Origin of the sequence: Massilia sp. PAMC28688, from assembly GCF_019443445.1 — a bacterium.
Classification (GTDB): Bacteria; Pseudomonadota; Gammaproteobacteria; order Burkholderiales; family Burkholderiaceae_D; genus Telluria_A.
Genome location: NZ_CP080378.1, coordinates 4,849,239 through 4,871,982 on the forward strand (window position 1 = coordinate 4,849,239; position 22,744 = coordinate 4,871,982).

Sequence of the window (22,744 nt, forward strand, 5' to 3'; positions counted from 1 at the left end):
GTAATCATGCAACGCGCAACGTCCCTGCTGTTTCCCCTCGTTCTGCTGCTCGCTGCCCAGGGCGCACACGCGTCCGGGCAAACCCTCTACAAGTGCCGCATTGACGGCAAACTGACCTATTCCGGCTCGCCCTGCAAGGGCGCGCCCAGTACGGAGATTGCCGTGCCGGAAGCGCCGCCCACGCCGGACGACCTCGATCAAAAGCTCAAGCGCCAGCAGACCGAGTCTGCCCGGCTGCAAAAGGAACGCGAAGCGCGCGAAGCCATTGAGCAGCGCCAGGAACTGTCGGAGGCACGCATCGCCGAAATGCGGCGCCAGCGCTGCGCCACCCAGCTTGACAGTGCCACCACCCCGTCGGACGTCGCCGTCGACGCCGCGAAGCAAAAGCTCGAAGACAAAGTGGCCCGCTCGGCCGATGAAGAAAAGGCAAGGGTACGGCGCCAGGCTGAGCGCACCATCGGCAGCCTGACGGAGGAATGCTAGGCTTGAATTTACTGTCCCGCTGGCTCTTGCTGGGCGAGTGGCGCGCGCATCCGGTGCGCGCACTGCTGGCCATTGCCGCCATTGCCGTCGGCGTGGCCATGGGATTTGCCATACACCTCATCAACGCTGCTGCCTTTAACGAGTTTGCCGCCGCCACCAAGAGCCTGTCCGGTCAGGCCGACGTGCAGCTGCTGGGGCGCGAAGAGTTTTTTGACGAGTCCATCTTCCCGCGCCTGGCCGCGCATCCTGCCATCGCGGTAGCCTCGCCCGTGCTGCGGGTCAAGGCGGGCATCCCCGGCAAGCCAGGTGGCCTCGATATCGTCGGCATCGACGCCTTCCGGGCCGGCTTTGTCACGCCCGGCCTGATTGGCGCCGGCAGCGGCGAGCAGGTATTCGACATCCTGGCTGACGACGCCATCTTCCTGTCACCGGCCGCCGCCAGCTGGCTGCAGCGCATTGACGGCGGCGACCTGCTGCTGCGTTCCGGTACCCGCGACTTCACGCTGCGCGTGGCCGGCGGCATGCCCCAGGCGCGCCCGGGCCAGCGCATCGCCATGATGGACATTGGGGCGGCCCAGTGGCGCTTCGACAAGGTCGGCGTCCTCTCGCGCATTGACCTGAAACTGCGGCCCGGCATCAACCGCGACCAGTTCCAGCGGACGCTCTCACAGGAGCTTGAGCGCGACTTTCCCGGCCGCTTCCTGGTCGAGCAGCCTGACGACGCAGATCGCGAAAGCCGCCAGTCCGGCATGACGCGCGCCTACCGCGTCAACCTCACAGTGCTGGCGCTGGTGGCCCTGTTTACGGGCGCCTTCCTCGTGTTTTCCACCCAGGCCCTGTCGGTCATGCGCCGCCGCAGCCAGTTTGCGCTGCTGCGGGTATTGGGCGTGGAGCGCCGCCAGCTGCTGCGCCAGGTGCTGCTGGAAGGGGCCAGCCTGGGCGTGCTGGGCGCAGCGCTGGGGATCGGGGCCGGCTATGCGTTCGCCGCCACTGCCCTGCATTACTTTGGCGGCGACCTTGGCGCCGGCTTTTTTGCCGGGGTGCGGCCGAGCGTCGACTTCCCGCCCGTGGCCGCGGCCGTGTTCTTTGCCCTTGGCCTGGCCGTGGCCATCCTCGGTTGCATGACACCGGCGCTGGAAGCGGCGCGCGCGGCGCCGGCCGTGGCCCTCAAATCGGGCAATGACGAAGCAGCGCTGTCGCGCCTTGCCCGGGTGTGGCCCTCGCTGCTGTGCTTTGCGCTCGCCGCCCTGCTGGCGCTGGCGCCTCCCATTTTTGAGTTGCCGCTGGCCGGATACGCCGCCATTGCGCTACTGCTGGTGGGCGGCATCGGCATGATGCCGCGCCTGGCTTCAAGCGCGTTTTCCATCCTGAACCGCCTGTCGATGGCACGCCCGCGCCAGCATCCGGTGCTCGCGCTCACGCTGGCGCGGCTGGCCAATGCATCCGGCCAGGCCGGCATCGCGCTGGGCGGCGTGCTGGCAAGTTTCAGCCTGATGGTCGCCATGGCCATCATGGTGTCGAGCTTTCGGGTTTCGCTTGACGACTGGCTCACACGCCTGCTGCCGGCAGACCTGTACGTGCGGGTGCAAAACAGCGGCACGGCCGGCGGCCTCGATGCGAGCCAGCAAGCCGCCCTGCGCGCGCTGCCCGGTGTGGAACGGATCGACTTTATCCGTGCGCGCGGCGTGTCGCTGGACCCGGCGCGGCCCAACGTGATGCTGCTGGCGCGCCGGATCGATGCGGCCGACCCGGGCGCGACCCTGGTGCTGCAGGGCGACGGCGCGCCGATACCGGCCGGCGTGCGCCCGGTGTGGGTGTCAGAAGCGATGCTGGACCTGTACCCTGTGCGCGTGGGCGGCACCCTGCGCCTGCCGCTTGACGGCGTGCTGCACAGCTTTTTTGTGGCCGGCGCGGTGCGCGACTACGTGAGCCAGGCCGGTTCCGTCTACATGCCGCTGGAGCACTACCGCAATCTGAGCGGCGACACGGTCGTCAACGACGTGGCGGTGTGGGCGCGCGGCGACGCCGGCGCCACGGCGCTGGACGCGGCCATGCGCGCCCTGCCCTTTGGCGGCGCGCTCGAGTTTGCGCGGCCGGGCGAAATTCGCAGCATGAGCATGCAGGTGTTCGATCGCAGCTTTGCCGTTACCTACCTGCTCGAAGCCATCGCCATTGCGATCGGCATGGCCGGGGTGGCGGCGACGTTTTCGGCCCAGACGCTGGCGCGCGCGCGCGAATTCGGCATGCTGCGCCATGTCGGGGTCACGCGCGGGCAAATCCTGCGCATCCTGGCGCTGGAGGGTGGCGCCCTGTCGGCGCTGGGCGTGGTCTGCGGGTTCGGGCTGGGTCTCTTGATCAGCCTGATCCTCGTGTTCATCGTCAACCCGCAGTCGTTCCACTGGTCGATGCAGCTGCATGTGCCATGGACGCTGCTTGCCATCGTCGCCGGCGCGCTGCTGGCAGCATCCGTGGTCACGGCCATCGTGTCGGGCCGCCATGCCTTGTCCGGCGGCCCCATTCGCGCAGTCAGGGAGGACTGGTAATGCGCTTTCTCACAGCTCTTCTGCTGGCCCTGCTGATGGTGGCCCAGGCCTGCCGTGCGGCCGCCCCGGCATTCGCGCCGGTCACGCCCGGGCGCACGCTCACCTTCCCGGCCGACTACGGCGCCCATCCGGAATACAAGACCGAGTGGTGGTACGTGACCGGCTGGCTCAAGACGGCAGACGGCAAGCCGCTCGGGTTTCAGGTCACCTTCTTTCGCAGCGCCACCGGCCAGGGCAAGGACAATCCGAGCGCCTTTGCGCCGCGCCAGCTCATCATCGGCCACGCGGCCCTGTCCGACCCGGCCGCCGGCAAGCTGGCGCACGACCAGCGCTCGGCGCGCGAAGGCTTTGGCCTGGCCTATGCCAAAACCGGCACCACCGACGTCAAGCTGGACGACTGGCGCATGGTGCGCGAGGCCGATGGCCGCTACCGGGTCAGCATCAAGTCGCCACACCTGAACCTGGCGCTCACCTTGACGCCGGGCCAGCCGATGCTGCTCCAGGGCCAGCAAGGCTATTCGCGCAAGGGAAAGGACGCGTCGCACGCAAGCTACTATTACAGCGAGCCGCACCTGCAGGTAAGCGGCAGCGCGGCCGGCGGCAATGGCCGGATGCAGGCCGTCACGGGCCACGCCTGGCTCGATCACGAGTGGTCCAGCCAGGCGCTGGACCCGGATGCGGCAGGCTGGGACTGGGTGGGTGCCAACCTTGCCGACGGCTCGGCGCTGATGGCTTTTCAGATCAGAGGCAAGCAAGGTGGTAAACTATGGGCGCACGCGACTTTGCGCGACGCCGGCGGCAAGGTGACCCAGTATTCACCCGACCAGGTCAGTTTTACGCCGCAAGCGCACTGGAAGTCCCCGCGTACCGGCACAATCTATCCCGTGGCGACCACGATCGCCACCGGCGGCACGCGCTGGCAGATCACACCCTTGCAGCAGGACCAGGAGCTCGATTCGCGCCGCTCGACTGGCGCCATCTACTGGGAAGGCGCGGTGACGGTCAAGCGTGACGGAATACCCGCCGGCCACGGCTACCTGGAACTGGTGGGTTATGGCCGGCCAATGACACTTTAAAAATAATAGCAGCAGACTGTATTGACACGATGACCAAGAGCTCCACCAGCAGTAACCAGTCCGACGCCAGCCGCAAGGGAAGCCTGTCCGCCTTCAAGGGCTTGTTTCCGTTCCTGCGTCCCTATCGCCGCCAGTTTATCCTTGCCGGCCTGGCGCTCGTGGTGGCTGCCGCCGCCACCCTGGCCATTCCCGCCGCGTTCAAGCAGATGATCGACCTCGGTTTCGGCACGCAGGCAGGGGCCCAGAGCGTCAAGCATGTGAACCTGGTGTTTTTGGCCCTGTTCGCGGTGGCCACGGTACTGGCACTGGCCACGGCCGCACGCTTCTTTGTCGTTTCCTGGCTCGGCGAGCGCGTCACCGCGGACATCCGCGCCGCGGTCTACCGCCACGTGGTCGACCAGAGTCCCGAGTTTTTTGAAACCACGCAGACTGGCGAAGTCCTGTCACGCATCACCACCGACACCACCCTGATCCAGGCCGTGGTTGGCACCAGTATCTCGGTCGCGCTGCGCAACATGCTGCTGTTCCTGGGCGGCCTGGTCATGCTGTTTGTCACCAGCGTCAAGCTCTCGTCCATCATCCTGGTGCTGCTGGTGCTGGTGATTGTGCCGATCATCGCCTTTGGGCGCCGCGTGCGCACCCTCTCGCGTGACTCGCAGGACCGCATTGCCGACGCTTCTGCCATGGCCGGTGAAATCCTCAATGCCATGCCCACGGTGCAGGCTTTCACGCACGAAAAGATCGAATCGACCCGCTTTGCCGGCTCCGTGGAAAGCGCATTCAAGACCGCCATGCGGCGCATCCGCGCCCGCGCCTTGCTGACAATGCTGGCCATCGTGCTGGTGTTCGGCACCATCGTCTTTGTGCTGTGGCTCGGTGCCCACGCGGTGCTGGCCGGCGACATGACCGGCGGCGACCTGGGACAGTTCATCCTGTACGCCGCCATCGTGGCCGGTTCCATCGGCGCCCTGTCCGAAGTGATGGGCGAGGCGCAGCGCGCCGCCGGCGCCACCGAACGCCTGCTGGAACTGCTGGCGGTGAAGTCGCCCATCCAGAATCCGGGCAGGCCTGTGGCACTGCCGGCCCGCAAGGCTACCGGCGCCGCGCTGGAACTGTCGGACGTGACGTTCTCCTACCCGTCGCGTCCTGAGGCGCCCGCACTGCAGCATCTGTCGCTGTCCATCAGGCCCGGCGAAACCGTGGCCGTGGTGGGGCCCTCAGGTGCCGGCAAGACCACCCTGTTCCAGCTGTTCCTGCGCTTTTACGACCCGCAAAGCGGCGAGATCAGGCTCGATGGCGTCGACATCAGGCAGCTCGATCTGCACACCCTGCGCGACGCGATCGGCATCGTGCCGCAGGATACGGTGATCTTTTCCAACAACGCCATGGAAAATATCCGTTATGGCCGCGCAGGCGCCACCGATGCCGAAGTCATTGCTGCGGCAAAGATGGCGGCGGCCCACGAGTTCATCGAGCGCCTGCCGCAGGGCTACGAATCATTCCTGGGCGAGCGCGGGGTGCGCCTGTCCGGCGGCCAGCGTCAGCGCATTGCCATTGCGCGCGCGCTGCTCAAGAACCCGCCGCTGCTGCTGCTCGACGAAGCCACCAGCGCCCTGGATGCGGAATCGGAGCGCCTCGTGCAAAGCGCGCTGGAAGCTGCCATGGTCGGCCGCACCACGGTGATCATCGCCCACCGCCTGGCGACGGTACAGCGGGCCGATCGCATCGTGGTGCTTGAAGACGGCAAGATCGTGGAAACCGGCACCCACAATTCACTGGTCGCCCTGGGCGGCATCTATGCCAACCTGGCCGCGCTCCAGTTCCATAGCGTGCACGCCGCCCACGCATGAGCGAGGCCGAACTCCTGCAGCGCTGCCACACGGTCCTTCCCGGCCACCGGCAGCGTTCACCGGCAGAGATGTTCGGCGCCATGGCCGCGTGGTGCGAAGTCAATCAGGTGGCCCATGACGTCTACGGCGACGGCGCGCTGATCGCTGCTTTTGAAGACAAGCTTGCGCGCCTGCTGGGGCAGGAAGCTGCCGTTTTCTGCATCACGGGCACCATGGCGCAGGTGACCGCGCTGCGCCTGGGCTGCGAAGCGCGCGGCGCGCGCCTGGTGGCGCTGCATCCGACCTCGCACATCATCGTGCATGAAAGGTCGAACTATCAGATTTTCGGGCACTTCAACGCGCTGCAGGTGGGCGACCGGCACCGGCCCTGGTCGCGCGATGATCTCGCTGCCGTGCCGGACCGGCTGGGCGCGATCGCCATCGAGGTGCCGATGCGCGAAATCGGCGGCCAGAACCCGGCATGGGAAGAACTGGCCGCCATCAAGGCCCATGCGCAGGAACGCGGCGCCCACCTGCACATTGACGGCGCGCGCCTGTGGGAATGCGCCGCCGCATTCGACAAGCCGGTGGCCGAGATCGTGGCCGGCGCCGATTCCGTCTACGTCTCGCTGTACAAGGGCATTGGGGGACTGGGCGGCGCCGTGCTGGCCGGCTCGCGCAGCTTTGTGGCACGCGCCGCCGAGTCCTTTCGGCGCCAGGGTGGCAATGTCATTCACCGCTCGCCGTACATCGTGGCCGCTGCCATGCAGTTCGACGAGCGCCTGGCAGCCATGCCGGCGCTGTTTGCCCGCACCGTGTGGCTGTACGATGTCCTGCGCGACTATCCGCCGCTCATGGTCAATCCGGCCCGGCCGCAATCCAATATGCTGCATCTGCATTTACCGGTGAGCCGCGAGCGCGCCCTGGAGATTCGCAACCAGATCGCAGCCGAGCATGGCGTGTGGCTGTTCGGGCGCGCATCGCACGCGGCCCTGCCCGACACCAGTGTGGTGGAAATCTACGTGGGCGACAACCTGGCCGCCATGGCCGACGAAACGGTGCGCCACGCCCTGGCACTGCTGGTCCGGGGCTTCAGTTACAATCACGCCTTACCCAGACCGAGTTTGCACGATGCGCCAATACCTTGACCTGATGCGCCATGTGAAAGAGCATGGCACCGAAAAGACCGACCGCACGGGTACCGGTACACGCTCCGTGTTCGCGCACCAGATGCGCTTTAACCTGCAAGATGGCTTTCCGCTGGTGACAACCAAGAAGCTGCATCTGAAATCCATCATCCATGAACTGATCTGGTTCCTGAATGGCTCCAGCAATATCGCCTACCTGACGGAGAACGGCGTGAGCATCTGGGACGAATGGGCTGATGCCGAAGGCAATCTGGGGCCGATTTACGGCTACCAGTGGCGCAGCTGGCCAACGCCGGAGGGCGGGCACATTGATCAGATCACCCAGGTGCTCGACCAGATCAGGAACAACCCGGATTCGCGGCGCATGATCGTCTCGGCCTGGAACGTGGCAGACGTGCCCAAAATGAAGCTGCCACCGTGCCATGCACTGTTCCAGTTTTATGTCGCCGACGGCAAGCTGTCGTGCCAGCTGTACCAGCGCAGCGCCGACATCTTCCTGGGCGTGCCCTTCAATATCGCGTCCTACGCCCTGCTCACCCACATGATGGCCCAGCAGGCCGGACTCGAAGCGGGCGACTTTATCTGGACCGGCGGCGACTGCCACCTGTATTCCAATCACATGGAACAGGTGGACCTGCAGCTCTCGCGCGAAACGCGGCCGCTGCCAAAGCTGGTCATCAAGCGCAAGCCAGACTCGCTGTTTGACTACAAGTTCGACGATTTCGCTTTCGAGGGCTACGACCCGCATGGCGCCATCCGCGCACCGGTGGCGGTGTGACATGACGAACCTGACGATTATCGTGGCCATCGACGCCCAGCGCGGCATCGGCGTGGACAACAAGCTGCCGTGGCACCTGCCGGAAGACCTCGCGCATTTCAAGCGCCTGACCACCGGCCACCCGATCATCATGGGCCGCAAGACCTTTGACTCGATTGGCCGTCCACTGCCCAATCGCCGCAGCATCGTGGTCACCCGCAACGCCGCCTGGCATCACGAAGGCGTGGACGCCGTGGGGTCACTGGAGGCGGCCATCGCGCTGGTGGGCGAGGCACCTGCCTTCATCATCGGTGGCGCCCAGATTTTCAAGGATGCGCTGGCGCTGACGGACCGCATGGTGATCACCGAAATCGACCATACCTTCGCCTGCGACACCTTCTTCCCGCCCATCGACAGCACCATTTGGCGCGAAAGCGCGCGTGAGCGGCACCATTCGCCAGCCAACGGCTACGACTTCAGTTACGTGACGTACGAGCGGGTGTAATTAGGTGTGGATTACGGACCGGCGCCGCGCCAAATGTGCGCCGCCTGAGCCCGGTTGTAGATACTCTAACAAAAGTTTTTTCACCGGATCGCCGCGGTTTCTGCGAAAATCCGCTTCTTCTTTTTTATACCGGTGCCGTGAGCGAGGTTCTGCCCCCAGGGGTGACAGCCCTCACGGCGCTCTGCTTTGGAGCCGCACATGAAATTTCGCTTTCCTATTGTCATTATTGACGAGGATTTCCGTTCCGAGAACACGTCTGGCCTCGGTATCCGTGCGCTTGCAGAAGCGATGGAAAAGGAAGGCATGGAGGTGCTTGGCCTGACCAGCTACGGCGACCTGTCGCAGTTCGCGCAGCAGCAGTCGCGCGCCTCGGCCTTTGTACTGTCCATCGACGACGAGGAGTTCGGCGAAGGCTCGGTGGCCGAAACCGATTCGGCGCTGCTGTCGCTGCGCGCCTTTATCAAGGAAATCCGCCACAAGAACGCCGACATCCCGATTTACATCTACGGTGAAACGCGCACTTCGCGTCACATCCCCAACGACATCCTGCGCGAACTGCATGGCTTCATCCACATGTTCGAGGACACGCCGGAATTCGTCGCGCGCCACATCATCCGCGAAGCGAAGTCCTACCTGGACGGCCTGGCGCCGCCATTTTTCCGCGCGCTGGTGAACTACGCCAACGACGGCTCCTACTCGTGGCACTGCCCCGGCCACTCCGGCGGCGTGGCCTTCTTGAAGTCGCCCATCGGCCAGATGTTCCACCAGTTCTTTGGCGAGAACATGCTGCGCGCCGACGTCTGCAACGCGGTCGAAGAACTGGGCCAGCTGCTCGACCACACCGGCCCGGTGGCCAAGTCCGAGCGCAATGCGGCGCGCATTTTCAACGCCGACCACTGCTATTTCGTGACCAACGGCACCTCGACCTCGAACAAGATGGTGTGGCACTCCACGGTCGCTCCCGGCGACATCGTGGTGGTGGACCGCAACTGCCACAAGTCGATCCTGCACTCGATCATCATGTGCGGCGCGATCCCCGTGTTCCTGATGCCGACCCGGAACCACCTTGGCATCATCGGCCCGATCCCGCTGGAAGAATTCACGCCCGAATCGATCGCCCGCAAGATCGAGGCCAATCCGTTCGCACGCGAAGCGGTCAACAAGAAGCCACGCATCCTCACCATCACCCAGTCGACCTATGACGGCGTGGTGTACAACGTGGAGACGCTGCGCGAAATGTTGGACGGTAAGATCGACACCCTGCACTTTGACGAAGCATGGCTGCCGCACGCCACCTTCCATGACTTCTACAAGAACATGCACGCCATTGGCCGCGACCGTCCGCGCGCCAAGGAGTCGATGATCTTCTCGACCCAGTCCACCCACAAGCTGCTCGCGGGCCTGTCGCAGGCCTCGCAGGTGCTGGTGCGCGAGTCCGAAACCGTCAAGCTCGATCAGGATGCCTTCAATGAAGCGTACCTGATGCACACCTCGACCTCGCCGCAGTATTCGATCATCGCATCGTGTGACGTCGCTGCGGCCATGATGGAAGCGCCGGGCGGCACCGCGCTGGTGGAAGAATCGATCTTTGAAGCGCTCGACTTCCGGCGCGCCATGAAGAAGGTGGACCAGGAATGGGGCGACGAGTCGTGGTGGTTCCAGGTCTGGGGTCCGGACACCTTCTGCGAAGAAGGCATTGGCACCCAGGACGACTGGATGATCCGCGCCGAGGACAGCTGGCACGGCTTTGGCAACCTGGCACCGGGCTTCAACATGCTCGACCCGATCAAGGCCACGGTGGTCACGCCCGGCCTGTCGCTGGAAGGCTTGTTCAGCGACTCCGGCATTCCGGCGTCGATCGTCACCAAGTACCTGGCCGAACACGGTGTGATCATCGAGAAGTGCGGGCTGTACTCGTTCTTCATCATGTTTACGATCGGTATCACCAAGGGCCGCTGGAACACGCTCGTCACGGCGCTGCAGCAGTTCAAGGACGACTACGACAAGAACCAGCCGATGTGGCGCATCCTGCCGGAATTCGCCGCTGCCAACCCGCGCTACGAAGCGATGGGCCTGCGCGACCTGTGCCAGCAGATCCACGACTTCTACAAGACCTACGACGTGGCGCGCCTGACGACCGAGATGTACCTGTCGGACATGATCCCGGCCATGAAGCCGTCGGATGCCTTTGCCAAGATGGCGCACCGCGAGATCGAGCGCGTGGCGATCGAGGAGCTGGAAGGCCGCATCACCGCCATCCTGCTCACGCCTTATCCGCCAGGCATTCCGCTGCTCATTCCCGGCGAGCGCTTTAACAAGACCATCGTCGACTACCTGCGCTTTGCACGCGACTTCAACGAGCGCTTCCCTGGCTTCGAGACCGACGTGCATGGCCTGGTCAAGCGCGAAGTGGACGGCAAGCGCGGCTACTTCGTCGACTGCGTCAAGCAGTAGGCATTGCTGCACACGTAAAAAGGGCCCGGACGCATCAAGCGTTCCGGGCCCTTTTTTTCATACGGCCAGCGGTGAACTGCGGCGCCGCGGCGATCAGGTCTTGGGCAGCGTGACGCCGTGCTGGCCCTGGTATTTGCCGCCGCGGTCCTTGTACGAGGTTTCGCACACTTCATCGCTTTCAAAGAACAGCACCTGGGCGCAGCCCTCGCCAGCATAGATCTTTGCCGGCAGCGGCGTGGTATTGGAGAACTCCAGCGTCACGTACCCTTCCCACTCTGGCTCGAACGGGGTGACGTTGACGATGATGCCACAGCGCGCGTAGGTGGACTTGCCAAGGCAGACGGTGAGCACATTGCGCGGAATGCGGAAGTATTCGATGGTACGCGCCAGCGCAAACGAGTTTGGCGGGATGATGCAGACATCGCTCTTGATATCGACGAAGGAATTCGAATCGAAGTTCTTGGGGTCGACAATGGTGCTGTTGATGTTGGTGAAGACCTTGAATTCGTCAGCGCAGCGGATATCGTAGCCATACGACGAGGTGCCGTACGAGATGATCTTGCGGCCGTCGGCTTCACGCACCTGGCCGGGTTCGAACGGTTCGATCATGCCGGTTGCAAGGGCAGTACGGCGGATCCATTTGTCGCTTTTGATTGTCATCGCGGGGCTTTTCCAATTGGTGGTAAATTTCACACGATTTTACGCGAAAACACCCCTCAGTGACTATTTTTGGCCTGCTTGAGCAGCCTGGCGATCATCTCGCGCGTGAGCCGTGCTGCTTTCTCGGGCCGCTCCATCGGGAACAGGTGACCGCCTTCGATCTGGCTGAAATTGTCCTTGACCAGGGCCCGTGTCGCGCCCAGTCCTGCCTGGCGCAGTTCGACCGAATCGACGCCGCCGACAAAGCCGATTGGCACCGGATAGTCCTTGTTCATGAGACTGCCGAGATGGTGCGGCAGACCGCGGTAGATCTCTGTTTCGATCTCGCGCCTGAAGCGCAGCTGCACGCCTTCCGCATGGGGCTCGAGCCCATGCTCCAGGTAGTCGCGCAGCACGCCGGGCGACCAGGCGGCAAACATGGGCTTGCTCATGAAGTGGTCATGGGCTGCCTGGATGTCGGGAAATACATTGCGCCGCTTCTTGGAGAACTTAGCCGGAGAAAAATTGTCGCTCCAATTCTTGCCTTTGGACATGCGCAGCAGCACGGCCCGCCAGCCTGCCACCACGGGCGAATCGAGCATCACCACGCAGCGCACCAGGTCCGGGCGCTGCTTGGCCGCCATCATGCTCAGCATGCCGCCGAGCGAATGGCCGACCAGGATCACCGGTTCGCCATAGGTTGCCAGGCTGTCGATCAGGTGGTCCACCAGCCGGGGCCAGCCGTCCGTGACCGGATAGCGCGGATCGTGCCCGTACATGTCGACCGAGCGGATTTCAAAGTCTTCGCCCAGATGGTCAAAGAATTGCTGGTAGGTGCCGGCTGGATAACTGTTACCGTGGGAAAAGTGGATGAGGGGCTTTTTCATCGGCAAATTGTAATGCGGTTTGACGGGAACCTATCCCGGATTAGAGGAAACGCACTAGAGCGCCGAATTCCGATAAACTGGGCCGGTACACTCAGCGGCATGCGGCGAACCAAAGCCGGCGATTGCGTTCTTATTGCTATTTGAACGGGAGACCAAGCCATGGCCAATCAACCGACCCTCAGCGCGCGGCCCGTCCAGGTGACGCAGGCGGCCCCCACCGGGTTGCTCACCCTGCCGGTGGACGGCAAGCGCGACAGTTATCTGTATGTGCCGCGCAGCTATCGCCCGGAGCAGCCGAGCCCGCTCGTGCTGCTCTTGCACGGCGCCGGCGGCCACGCCCACGATGGCCTGGCCATCCTGCGCGGCATGGCCGATGCAACCGGCCTCATCCTTGCCGCGCCGGCGTCGCAGGACAGTACCTGGGATGTGATCTCGCAAAAGGCATACGGGGCTGATGTAGAGCTCACTGACCGCAGCCTCGCTCACGTTTTCTCCAATTACACCATTGATGCGTCGCGTATTGCCATTGGCGGCTTTTCGGACGGGGCGTCCTATGCGCTGACCCTGGGCCTGGCCAACGGCGACCTGTTTACGCACGTGATGGCGTTCTCGCCTGGCTTTGTCGGCCACATGACGTCGCGCGGGGAGCCGAAGATCTTCATGTCGCACGGCACGGAAGATGAGATCCTGCCTGTTAATCCGTGCAGCCGCAGCATCGAAAAGCAGCTGCGGCGGCTTGAGTATGATCTGACGTATGTCGAGTTTGATGATGGGCATGTCATTCCGCCCGAGGTCACGCAGGCTGCCGTGGACTGGTTTATTGGGATGCCATAGCGTCCTGGTCAACAGCGGTGCGGATCGATGCGCAGGCCCTCAAAGCCAACCAAATAGTTCCATTAAGGCAAGTTTGGTGCCCCTTGCTGCATCGAATTTCGCGGAGGCGAAATTTTCTGCCGTGCCAGATCGTAAATTCAAAGCGTCGCGAAGTCGAACTTCTGAGTGGAGGTGAACGCTGCTGTCAGTAATGCGTCCTCCTCATCGTTTGAAATCAGTCTGACGCAAGTAAGATTTTTAACGGCGCGCGAACAGGCGACGTACACTAGCTTGCGATCCATAGGACGCTCCGCACCGAAACCAGCAATAAGGACATTCTTGAAGTCGTAATCTCGCCAGTAATATTCATCTAGCACGACAATCACCTCGGAAATTCCCGTACCTTTTGTTTTGTGCATCGTAATGTATGGCTTTTCGTCATTCAAATAGCTGTAATAATTTAAAACATCGCTAAATTTAGCAGACTTACTGAAGAGAGCCTCATAGAAAATCCGCTTTTTGTCTCGTCGATTTAATTCTTCAAACAGATATTCATCCATAGCGCGACCCGCGGCAGTCATCTTTAACGCAGTGGTCACTCCAACAGCCTTATCGGCGATAAAGTCTTGGAATACGCCATCCTTCTTTAGTCCATCGAGAAACTCGTCTTTGTAATCGACGAACGCAGTAAACGAGTCCGACTTTGAAAGCAGTCCATAGCGGAACGCATTTTCAATGGTCTCAATCGCCGACAATTTAGAACATGCAATCAAGTTGATACTCGAATGCAATCTCTCTTTATCGCTTTTGGAGTTGAGCAGATATCCCTGCTTTTTCACTCTCACTATTAATTCGTTAGACTCCTTGTTCTTGTGTAGCGTACATAGGAGGGCCAATTCATCGAACTGGAGCACGCTCAATACCCGTTCCATTTCGTCGCCGCGTTCCTGACCATATCGCTCGGTAAATATTTCGTAAAGTTCAAGAAAGCCGACCTCACCTGCAATAGACTTATTAGTAAGCATCAAGTATTTCGCTTCTCCGGCAGCGTTAGCCTTAGAAATAAGTGCCTTCAACTTAAGGAGATATGTCTGCTTATCTTTCTTCGCCCCCTCAGGCGCAATCGCATAGATGAGGTTCACGCCACCCTGCCTGTCTGCGAGATGCTCGATGGTTCCGTCAGCTCTCGCTTTGAGTGCAACTTCTTGTCGCAACGTATCGAGCCGCAGCGTATTCAAAAACTTTATCACCTGCTGTGAGCAACGGAAGTTATCCTCTTTCTCGATTTTGCGAAGTGCACCACTGGCCACATATTTTTCGACATCACCGATGCCGTCTTCATAAATTCCTTGCATTGAATCGCCAAATAGTCCGATAGTAGCCTTCGTCGACCTTCCGATAATATCGATCAGTACTCCGACAATACTCGGGGATGTGTCTTGATACTCATCCACAAATATGAAGTCAAATCTATCTGCCAAAACCCTTCGCAATTTTGGGTATCGCTCGATTAGCGCAGCGGCGACCTTCAGCAAGCCGTCGTGACCATAAGAGAAGTTACGTATACTATTATAAGAACTCTCGTTATACCTGATCTTACTAAGATCAGCCAAAGCAATCGCCGCAGAAAGGGATTCGTTTAGACTATTAATCTCATTAGAAAGCGTCGCCACAAATTTGCGTGGATCCTTGTCATACACAACCTTACCCACAACCTTATCAAACTTAAATTTATCAAAGCGGTAACGAAGTGCGGCAAACTTACCGTACTTCTTTTTATAGACATCGTGTGCAATTTGCACCTGGCCCTCATCCGCAACAACTAATGGCTCTAAAAGAAATACTATAGGCAAAACACTCCTAATATTACTCCTGAAAACATCGATCAGCGAATGCAAAAACGAGTGAATTGTTGAAATATGGTAATGGTCTCCTACCCTATTTTTAATCTCGTCTGCCGCCTTATTCGTCAGGGTTATGCAAGCGGCGGTTGCTGATGGCTGGGAGTCCGCGATGTGTGCCAAGATCTCCTTAAGGGTCTCAGTTTTGCCACTACCAGCCCCGCCCTGGACGACGAAATCTTGGCGTGCCTGAATACATTCCTTAATTTGGTCTAGCGCTATCATGCGACAACCCAATCCAAACCTTGCTTCACATAGAACGGCATTTTCCATTGGACATTTTTGTCTGTCAAAGCAAGGAAAAGGAGGGATGCCGCAAAATCTGACTTCTTTGAAAGCACGGTGTCTATCAACGTATAAGGATCAAATATCGTCGTGAAGTCATCCTTATTCTTAAGCCCATTCAGAGAATCAAGATTTTGCTCGACGGTAGCACGATTGATATGTACGAAAGCATCTTCAAAGCTCCGAGCTTGATACTTATCCTCATCGAGCTGGTAACATACCTTGATATTTGGAGATGCAGACGCCAACTTTCCTTCTTTCAAATTCTGCATCCAGACAGAGAATTCCGGTGTATGAATGTTGGGCGCGGCGTAATAGTACTTTATCGTCTCATTGCTAGTATGGGTGCCTGATGCAACGGGTGAAGCTTCATAAGTAATTTTCGCCTTTTTAACTTGTACCGTCGTATCAATGTCTGTGATGACCAGTCCTTTGATATCGAGGAAGTCGAGCAAGTGGCGGAACGCCTTTGCGTTGGCGCCAGCTTCGACGATAGTTATGTTTTGTGACAAGAGCGGAATATACCCCTCCTCGCCATTGTGTGACTCGTCATAAGCCGCCATAAAGTACGGCAACAATATCGACTCTGTCGTGCCTTCGATGAAGATTACTTTATCAGCAAAAAATAACTCGCAGGTGTCGAGTGTGAGGAACTGCTCTACGAATTGGAAAGAAGCTTTTTCGGCGCCATAGCTTGCGGCCAGATCTTCGTGAAAATTCTTCACCGTCACCACGCCAGCCTTGCATTGAAGGTAGCGAATATCTTTAAAGTCGCATTGCGATACAATGTGCGATGAATGGGTAGTGATAACAGACTGAAGATTTACAATCCCTTTAAGCAAATTCTTTATTTCTCGTGCGAAAACGTACTGCATTTGTGGATGGGTGTGCGCTTCGGGCTCCTCAATAAAGAGCAAATTGATCTGCCGAATATTTCTTTTAAATTCTTCCTTGCGAATTTCGATGGCTAAAAGAACATAAAGGATGTTCATGTGCCCAAGCCCATTGAAAGTTTCAGGAAGATAACCAGGGCCACCCCCATACACTACTTGCGACGCGTCCTCCAAAATCTCTTTCGACTCCAAGTTCGAGATCACTTTAATATCATCGATACCTAGAAACTTTTGTGCCGCACCGAGAAATGGCGAAAAAAACTCTTTGTAAGTTTTCTCAAGCGACCGATCCATATCGAGCATCAGGTCGTTTATTGGCCCGAAGTCATTTCCACCGGTGTTGTTCGCGTTAAAGTACTGTGTCGTCAACTTTGAAAGAACGTTTTTTCCACCTTCCGAACTGGCCACATCACGTCGAGCGTGAATGAATTGGAAATTGATGATATTCCGAACAGCATGCATATCTTTCTTTATGAGCTTTTCGCGCTTATCAAAGATTTCTGACTCGTCTGAATATGCATAAACATCACGTTTGAGATAACGCTGAGTGTTCCTACGCAGGAAACGCTCCCGCTTCTCCCCCGGCTCAGGCAAATCCTTAATTAGTGCATCTTGATCAATAGTGCATTCGAAGAGAATTTTGACGCGGTTAATCGCTGGGTCCAAGTCTGTAATGAATTCAGAAAGGAACCTCAAATTATCGCTGTCCGAATACGTAATCTCAAGCATCATTCGAATGCTAATTTCCGAAAACGCCGGTCTCGCTTCAATTTTTGACAGCAATTTCCTACATTCAATCGGAAAATCGTCGTACGAAAACTTGTTTCCATCCTGATAGAATCGATCGAACAACATCAGGAGAGAGGTTTTTCCGCTATTGTTCTTCCCGATAATTAGGGACAGCTCGCCTCGAAGATCTACATCGACTCGTTTAAAAATCCGAAAATTGCACGCCGTAAATTTTGTTATCTTCACAAAATCCCCTAGTCTTATTTTCAACTGCGTTTGTGAACCACAGTTGCACTAATTATCCTTCGATTGATCTTTTGTTTGCACGCGACTTGTTTTTCCGTCAGTTTTCTCTGGAGCCTTGTTCGAGTTAAGAATAAGTTGCCTCCTGGGCCGCCTATCGAAACTTTTGCATAATGGCACTACTTGGATTTTTCGGCAACAAATAGTCGCTGGGGAAGCTTTACCGGATTTCCAATGACTCGGCACGATTCATTTTAGAGACGCAACGGTTTCATCCCGAATGAACTGCAACTCTTTGAATTCATTAAAAAATCCGACTCGGTTTAGTTCGTCCTGCAAGATCAGCGCGAAGGTGTCAAGGAAGGGGCTCTTCACAAGTACGTGTGCGTCCAGCTGCCGGTTCCCTGGTAGCCGCTCGTAAATTCAGACACTGGCAGATGGCTCTTGCCGTAGATGGGATCATCGATATCGAAGTACTCGCCCCCGCCTATGGTGCTGTAGCCGTAAATGACCATAAAATGCCCGCCACCGCCATTCCAGCCAACGCGCGCCACCGGGCGCCCCTTGTCGATTTCGGCGCGGACCTGTTCAAAGCTAACCGCTCCCGTGATGCTAACAAAGTTGCGCGTGCGCGTCAGCGAGCGGTCCAGTTACCATGGCACATTGCACGCCGCCTGCGAAGGATCTCCGCAGCAGCCACGCTGGCCCAGCGGTCAGGTCTTCCTGCAGAAGCGTGCTGTAAGGCCGCCTCGCCAGATAGGCAAATTCGGAAACATTCAAGATGGACTCCAGGACGTCGGGTGGCGGCCAGGCGACCGCCGTTCACAACGAAGCAGCTGCGGCGGCTTGAGTATGATCTGACGTATGTCGAGTTCGATGATGGGCATGTCATTCCGCCCGAGGTCACGCAGGCTGCCGTGGACTGGTTTATTGGGATGCCATAGCCTCCTGGTCAACAGCGGTGCCGATCGATGCAAGAGCAATGGCGCGCTCGCAGCAGCACGGCCTCGCGCCTAGCGTCCGTACCAGTACCGCGCGTGTTCGTGGCGGTACCGGCGCGCAGTGAAGGCATCGCGGGAGCTGATCGTGATTGCCCCGTCAGCGTCAGTGCGCAGGCGCTCGATATTGAGTTCACCATAGCGTGCGTACACCTCCGCCTTGGGATGCCGATAGCGATTGCGATAGCCCACCTGGAACACGGCCAGTCGCGGGGCCACGGCGTGCAGGAAACCCAGCGTGGACGAGGTACCGCTGCCATGATGCGGCACCAGCAGCACATCGGCCGCCAGCCTGGCGCGCGAGCGCACCACCAGCTCACCTTCCTGCGCAGCTTCAATGTCGGCCGCCAGCAGCATGCTGTTTTCCCCTGCCGTGATCTTCAGCGTGCAGCCGCGCGCATTTGGCTTGAGGGCAGGATTGCCGTAGCTGGCAAGGCTGGGCTGCAGCATCTCAAACAGGACGCCGTCCCAGTGCCACGACTGGTCACCGGCGCAGCGGACATGCTTTGCCGCCCGCGCGACAATCGGATGATCGTGCCGCAGCGACGAGGTAATCCACCCCACCGGGACTTCTTCCAGGATCGACAGCGCGCCGCCTGCATGGTCCACATCACTGTGCGTGACGACGAGCGCATCAAGCTTGCCGATCCCGCGCGCCTTCAGGTACGGCAGGATCACGCGTGCCCCGGCGTTGGACAGTTGCGAATACTGTGGGCCCGTGTCATACAGCAGTCGATGACGGTGCGTTTCCACCAGCAGCGCCGTGCCCTGCCCCACGTCGAGCACAGTGGCCACAAAGTGCCCCGGCACCGGACTGGTGGCCCGGCCAGCGAGCAGAGGCAGCCACGCCACCATGCCGAGCCAGCGCAAGGGCCAACCGCGCGGCGCCAGCAGCCATAAGGTCCCAAACAAGGCAATGCCAAAAACCCAGGGCGCCGGCTGAGGGGCGCTCCAGACGGCCATGGGAAAGGCGCTGAGCCACTCCAGCACCCAGGCCAGCGCGGCCACGCCTGCATGCGCAATGTTCAGCAGCAGCGTCGACAGGGGTGCCGGCAGCATGCTTCCCGCCAGGGACAAGGGCGTCACCACAAGGCTGATCAAGGGAATGGCAATGGCGTTGGCAATCGGACTGGCAAGCGACACCTGCGAAAACAGCAGCATCGTCAGCGGCACCAGCCCCACCGTCACCACGTACTGGGTGCGCGCCGCCAGCAGCAGCTTGCCGCGCCAGGTCCGGTCGCTGGCGCCCGACCGGCCAACCGTGGCGTACAGGATCATGGCGACGGCCCCGAAGGAGAGCCAGAATCCGGGTGACAGTACCGCCCACGGATCGAGCAGCACTACCACGCCCAGGGCGACACTGAGCACATGCGATACGCTCGAGATCCGTCCAAGCCACACCGCCGCTCCCACGACAGTGAGCATGTACAGCGTGCGCTGGGCTGGAATGCCAAAGCCGGCCAGCAGCACGTAAAGAAAGCCAATCACGATGCCTGCCAGCGCGGCCACCTTCTGCGCCGGCAGCAGCAGCGGCAGTTGCGCGCCGGTGAAAAACGAGCGGCGCCACAGGGCAGACACCAGCAAGGCGCCCATCCCCGCGATCATGGTGATATGCAGGCCCGATATGGAAATAAGGTGACCTACGCCGGTTCGGGTGAAGACCTTCCAGTCGGTCTGATCGATGCCGCGCTGGTCGCCCACTACCAGCGCCACGATGACGCCTGCGTACGGTTTGCCGGGCAAGGCCGCCAGGATGCGGTCTCGCAGGGCCGCGCGGCTGCGCTCCACCAGCGTTTTCGGGCTGGCCACGAATTCAGCCAACCTTGCATTGCCGGCTTCCTCGCGCACGTAGCCGGTGGCACGAATGCCCTGTTCAAGCAGCCACACTTCAAAATCAAAGCCATGCGGATTGGCGTTGCCATGCGGGCGCTGCAGGCGCACAGTGAGGCGCCACCGTTCGCCCGGCCGGACGCGCCTTGCCTGGTCCTGCTCGCCGCGAATGGCGCCATACCATGCCAGCGATATCAGCGGCGGCACGCCTATCACAGGGCCTTCCACCTGTTCGACCGAAAAGTTAAAGCGCACCCCTTCGGCAAACTCGTATGGCAGGTTGTGGACCACACCGACAATCGTGACATCGCGCCCTTCGTCCGCCCTGGCCAGGGATGGTCCCAGCGCATTCTGGGCAATGTACGCGGCCCATGCAAACCCGAGCAATATGCCCGAAGCCAGCATTGGCAATGAACGCCAGGTCCCTGGCCAGCGCAGATGCAGCGCCCCCAGCACCAGCGCGCATGCGGCCAGCAGCATCAGCTGCGGCGCGCCCGGCAGCGCGGCCTGCGTCTGCAGCCAGGCCGCGCCTGCGGCAAAACCAAGTATCCACGTGCGCATGCAGTATCCGAGGCGAGCTGGGCCAAGGGGCATACTACGAAAAAAAGCGGCGAGCCCTGCTCATGGTTCGCCGCCCTTTGATCCAGATCAAGCGTCCTCAGGCGCCCATCAGGTCATCCATATTGGCCAATGGCTTGGCCGCTTCGCGCAGGAGGACCAGGGCGTCGGCCAGCTCCACCGGCTGGTACAGCGCAAAGCGGCCCACACTGCGCAGCGGCACCAGCACATCGCGAACCTGCGGGTCTTCCGATGCAATCCACAGCGCCTCGAAATTGAGCGCAGGTACGCGCAGCAGCCGCAGCTCGCGCACCTCGTCTTCCTTGACCTGGGACAGTGCCACCGCCAGGGCGCGCGCGAAGGGTTCCAGGTGTGCCCTGGCCGCGGACATTTGCAGCAGCCGCGCGTCGCCATCTTCGCTGATATCGAAAAATGCGCGCGGGGCGTCATCTTCCACTTCGTACACCCGCAGCCCCACGGCTTCCGGCTGCACGTCGGGGGCGCCCAGCAAGTCTGCCAGGCCGACAGCGTAGATGCGCTGCGCAATGCCGATGTTGGCCGTCTGCGCTTGCGCGATATCGCCCGGGGCCGGCGCGCCGGTGCCGCCCTTGAGCTTGAGCAGGGGGCGCAGCTCCCAGATGCGGCGCAAAATCAGGTCTGTTGGGATGGGCAGGTCGAATGGCATTCTGAAATAGCTCTTCAAAAAGTAGGTGTGCGTCCAGCTGCCGGTTCCCTGGTAGCCGCTCGTAAATTCAGACACTGGCAGATGGCTCTTGCCGTAGATGGGATCATCGATATCGAAGTACTCGCCCCCGCCTATGGTGCTGTAGCCGTAAATGACCATGAAATGCCCGCCACCGCCACTCCAGCCAATGCGCGCTCCCACCGGCCGCCCCTTGTCGATTTCGGCGCGGACCTGTTCAAAGCTGACCGCTCCCGTGATGCTAACAAAGTTGCGCGTGCGCGTCAGCGAGCGGTCCAGGTACCATGGCACATTGCACGCCGCCTGCGATGGGTCGCCGCAGCAGCCACGCTGGCCCAGCTCGGCATTGGCGACGCGGCACTGCGTCCACGTGCTCCAGCGCCAGAAGTAGCGCGATACGCTGACCGCCGTCGCCGCCCAGCACCAGTTGGACTGGGTCTGCGCCTGCATTTCAAAAGGCAATTGCTTCTGCACGAACAAGGTGCCGAAGATCAGGTCTTCCTGCAGAAGCGTGCTGTAAGGCCGCCTCGCCAGATAGGCAAATTCAGAAACATTCATGATGGACTCCAGGACGTCGGGTGGCGGCCAGGCGACCGCCGTTCACAACGACTCTAGAGACAAACAGTTGAGGCCGGTTTGTGGCAGCGCACGTTGCCATGCGCGTCACGGTCAGGGCTGCAGGCCCGCCAGGCGCGGTATGGCCACGAAGGAATTTTCCCGGCTTGCGTCGAGGATAGTTTGAACCGGCACTCCGCGCATTTCTGCCAGCGCCGCGCCAATGCCGGGCAGGTTTTCCGGCTGGTTGACGCCGGGATGAATCCATGCCGGCGCGATATCGGGGGAATCGGTTTCCAGCACGATCGCCTCGAGCGGCAGCTGGGTGGCCAGGCGCCGGATCTGCAGCGCGCGCGTGAATGTCATGGCACCACCGAAGCCGAGCTTGAAACCGAGGTCGATATACATCTGCGCCTGCTGGAAACTGCCGTTGAATGCATGGGCAATGCCGGCCGGGGGCCGGATCTGGCGCAGATGCTTGAGCACCTGGTCTTGCGAACGCCGCACATGCGTGAGCACCGCCAGCTTGTAGTCGCGCGCCATGCGCAGCTGTTCGCGGAAAAAATGATCCTGCTTGTCGCGCATGGCCGGCTCACACAGCATGGGAATAAAGAAGTCCAGGCCAATTTCGCCTACCGCCACAAAGCGCGGGTCGTCGAGCGCGGCCTCGATGGCGCTTCGCAGTGCGGCCAGGTCTTCCTCGCGCGCATTGGGCACGCAGATGGGATGGATGCCGAGCGCGTAGCAGGCATTGGGCGCTGCGTGGCCCAGGCGCGCCACCTCGGCAAAATTTCCCCGTTCGACTGCGGGGATCACGATCATCGATACGCCGACCTCGCCCGCGCGCCGCGCCACGCCCAGCGAGTCGCCATTGAACTCATGGGCGTCGAGGTGGCAGTGGGTATCGATCCACAT

The 22,744-nt window shown here is 60.3% G+C and carries 17 protein-coding genes; 9 read left to right on the forward strand and 8 right to left on the reverse strand.

Features of this window, described 5'->3' with window-relative positions; all coding sequences use genetic code 11:
- Positions 1 to 6: 6 nt before the first annotated feature.
- The 8 genes from KY495_RS21590 to KY495_RS21625 all read left to right on the forward strand — a co-directional run bounded on the left by KY495_RS21590 (position 7) and on the right by KY495_RS21625 (position 10,795).
- The gene (locus tag KY495_RS21590) at positions 7 to 483 is read left to right on the forward strand and encodes a hypothetical protein (protein WP_219881336.1); all 477 of its coding nucleotides are present in this window, start codon (positions 7 to 9) and stop codon (positions 481 to 483) included.
- Positions 477 to 3,026 carry an FtsX-like permease family protein gene (locus KY495_RS21595; protein ID WP_219881337.1) on the forward strand — a complete coding sequence of 850 codons (2,550 nt, stop codon included), beginning with the start codon at positions 477 to 479 and terminating at the stop codon, positions 3,024 to 3,026. The genes KY495_RS21590 and KY495_RS21595 overlap by 7 nt, the downstream gene beginning before the upstream one ends.
- Complete coding sequence (locus KY495_RS21600) at positions 3,026 to 4,102, forward strand: carotenoid 1,2-hydratase (RefSeq protein ID WP_219881338.1); 1,077 nt, start codon at positions 3,026 to 3,028, stop codon at positions 4,100 to 4,102. The genes KY495_RS21595 and KY495_RS21600 overlap by 1 nt, the downstream gene beginning before the upstream one ends.
- Before the next feature lie 29 nt (positions 4,103 to 4,131).
- The gene (locus tag KY495_RS21605) at positions 4,132 to 5,952 is read left to right on the forward strand and encodes an ABC transporter transmembrane domain-containing protein (RefSeq protein ID WP_219881339.1); all 1,821 of its coding nucleotides are present in this window, start codon (positions 4,132 to 4,134) and stop codon (positions 5,950 to 5,952) included.
- A complete protein-coding gene (locus KY495_RS21610) occupies positions 5,949 to 7,079 on the forward strand; it encodes a low specificity L-threonine aldolase (protein ID WP_219881340.1) in 1,131 nt (376 codons plus the stop codon). Before KY495_RS21605 ends, KY495_RS21610 begins: the two co-directional genes overlap by 4 nt.
- Complete coding sequence (thyA, locus tag KY495_RS21615) at positions 7,063 to 7,857, forward strand: thymidylate synthase (protein ID WP_219881341.1); 795 nt, start codon at positions 7,063 to 7,065, stop codon at positions 7,855 to 7,857. Before KY495_RS21610 ends, thyA begins: the two co-directional genes overlap by 17 nt.
- Position 7,858: 1 nt before the next feature.
- The gene (locus tag KY495_RS21620) at positions 7,859 to 8,341 is read left to right on the forward strand and encodes a dihydrofolate reductase (protein WP_219881342.1); all 483 of its coding nucleotides are present in this window, start codon (positions 7,859 to 7,861) and stop codon (positions 8,339 to 8,341) included.
- 198 nt (positions 8,342 to 8,539) lie between these two features.
- Positions 8,540 to 10,795, forward strand: a complete 2,256-nt coding sequence (locus KY495_RS21625; RefSeq protein WP_219881343.1) for an arginine/lysine/ornithine decarboxylase — start codon at positions 8,540 to 8,542, stop codon at positions 10,793 to 10,795.
- 93 nt (positions 10,796 to 10,888) lie between these two features.
- On the opposite strand, the gene dcd is transcribed toward KY495_RS21625, so the two are convergent.
- Both dcd and KY495_RS21635 read right to left on the reverse strand, forming a co-directional pair.
- Positions 10,889 to 11,455, reverse strand: a complete 567-nt coding sequence (gene dcd, locus KY495_RS21630; protein WP_018058479.1) for a dCTP deaminase — start codon at positions 11,453 to 11,455, stop codon at positions 10,889 to 10,891.
- A gap of 56 nt (positions 11,456 to 11,511) precedes the next feature.
- A complete protein-coding gene (locus tag KY495_RS21635) occupies positions 11,512 to 12,321 on the reverse strand; it encodes an alpha/beta fold hydrolase (protein ID WP_219881344.1) in 810 nt (269 codons plus the stop codon).
- 159 nt (positions 12,322 to 12,480) lie between these two features.
- Here KY495_RS21635 and KY495_RS21640 point away from each other — a divergent pair, with 159 nt between their 5' ends.
- Positions 12,481 to 13,155: an alpha/beta hydrolase gene (locus KY495_RS21640; RefSeq protein WP_219881345.1), complete on the forward strand. Its 675-nt coding sequence runs from the start codon at positions 12,481 to 12,483 to the stop codon at positions 13,153 to 13,155.
- A gap of 137 nt (positions 13,156 to 13,292) precedes the next feature.
- Here the strand turns inward: KY495_RS21640 and KY495_RS21645 are convergent, their stop codons facing one another.
- From KY495_RS21645 to KY495_RS21670, 6 genes are all read right to left on the reverse strand, one after another.
- Complete coding sequence (locus tag KY495_RS21645; RefSeq protein WP_219881346.1) at positions 13,293 to 15,308, reverse strand: UvrD-helicase domain-containing protein; 2,016 nt, start codon at positions 15,306 to 15,308, stop codon at positions 13,293 to 13,295.
- Positions 15,257 to 17,188, reverse strand: a complete 1,932-nt coding sequence (locus tag KY495_RS21650) for an ATP-dependent endonuclease (protein WP_219881347.1) — start codon at positions 17,186 to 17,188, stop codon at positions 15,257 to 15,259. The genes KY495_RS21645 and KY495_RS21650 overlap by 52 nt, the downstream gene beginning before the upstream one ends.
- A gap of 368 nt (positions 17,189 to 17,556) precedes the next feature.
- Entirely contained in the window at positions 17,557 to 17,700 is a 144-nt protein-coding gene (locus tag KY495_RS21655) for a hypothetical protein (RefSeq protein ID WP_219881348.1), read from the reverse strand.
- A gap of 498 nt (positions 17,701 to 18,198) precedes the next feature.
- Positions 18,199 to 20,574, reverse strand: a complete 2,376-nt coding sequence (locus tag KY495_RS21660) for a DNA internalization-related competence protein ComEC/Rec2 (protein WP_219881349.1) — start codon at positions 20,572 to 20,574, stop codon at positions 18,199 to 18,201.
- A 97-nt stretch (positions 20,575 to 20,671) separates the two neighbouring features.
- Positions 20,672 to 21,832, reverse strand: coding sequence for a papain-like cysteine protease family protein (locus tag KY495_RS21665; protein ID WP_219881350.1), 1,161 nt, complete (start codon positions 21,830 to 21,832; stop codon positions 20,672 to 20,674).
- A gap of 111 nt (positions 21,833 to 21,943) precedes the next feature.
- Positions 21,944 to 22,744, reverse strand: coding sequence for a TatD family hydrolase (locus tag KY495_RS21670; protein WP_219881351.1), 801 nt, complete (start codon positions 22,742 to 22,744; stop codon positions 21,944 to 21,946).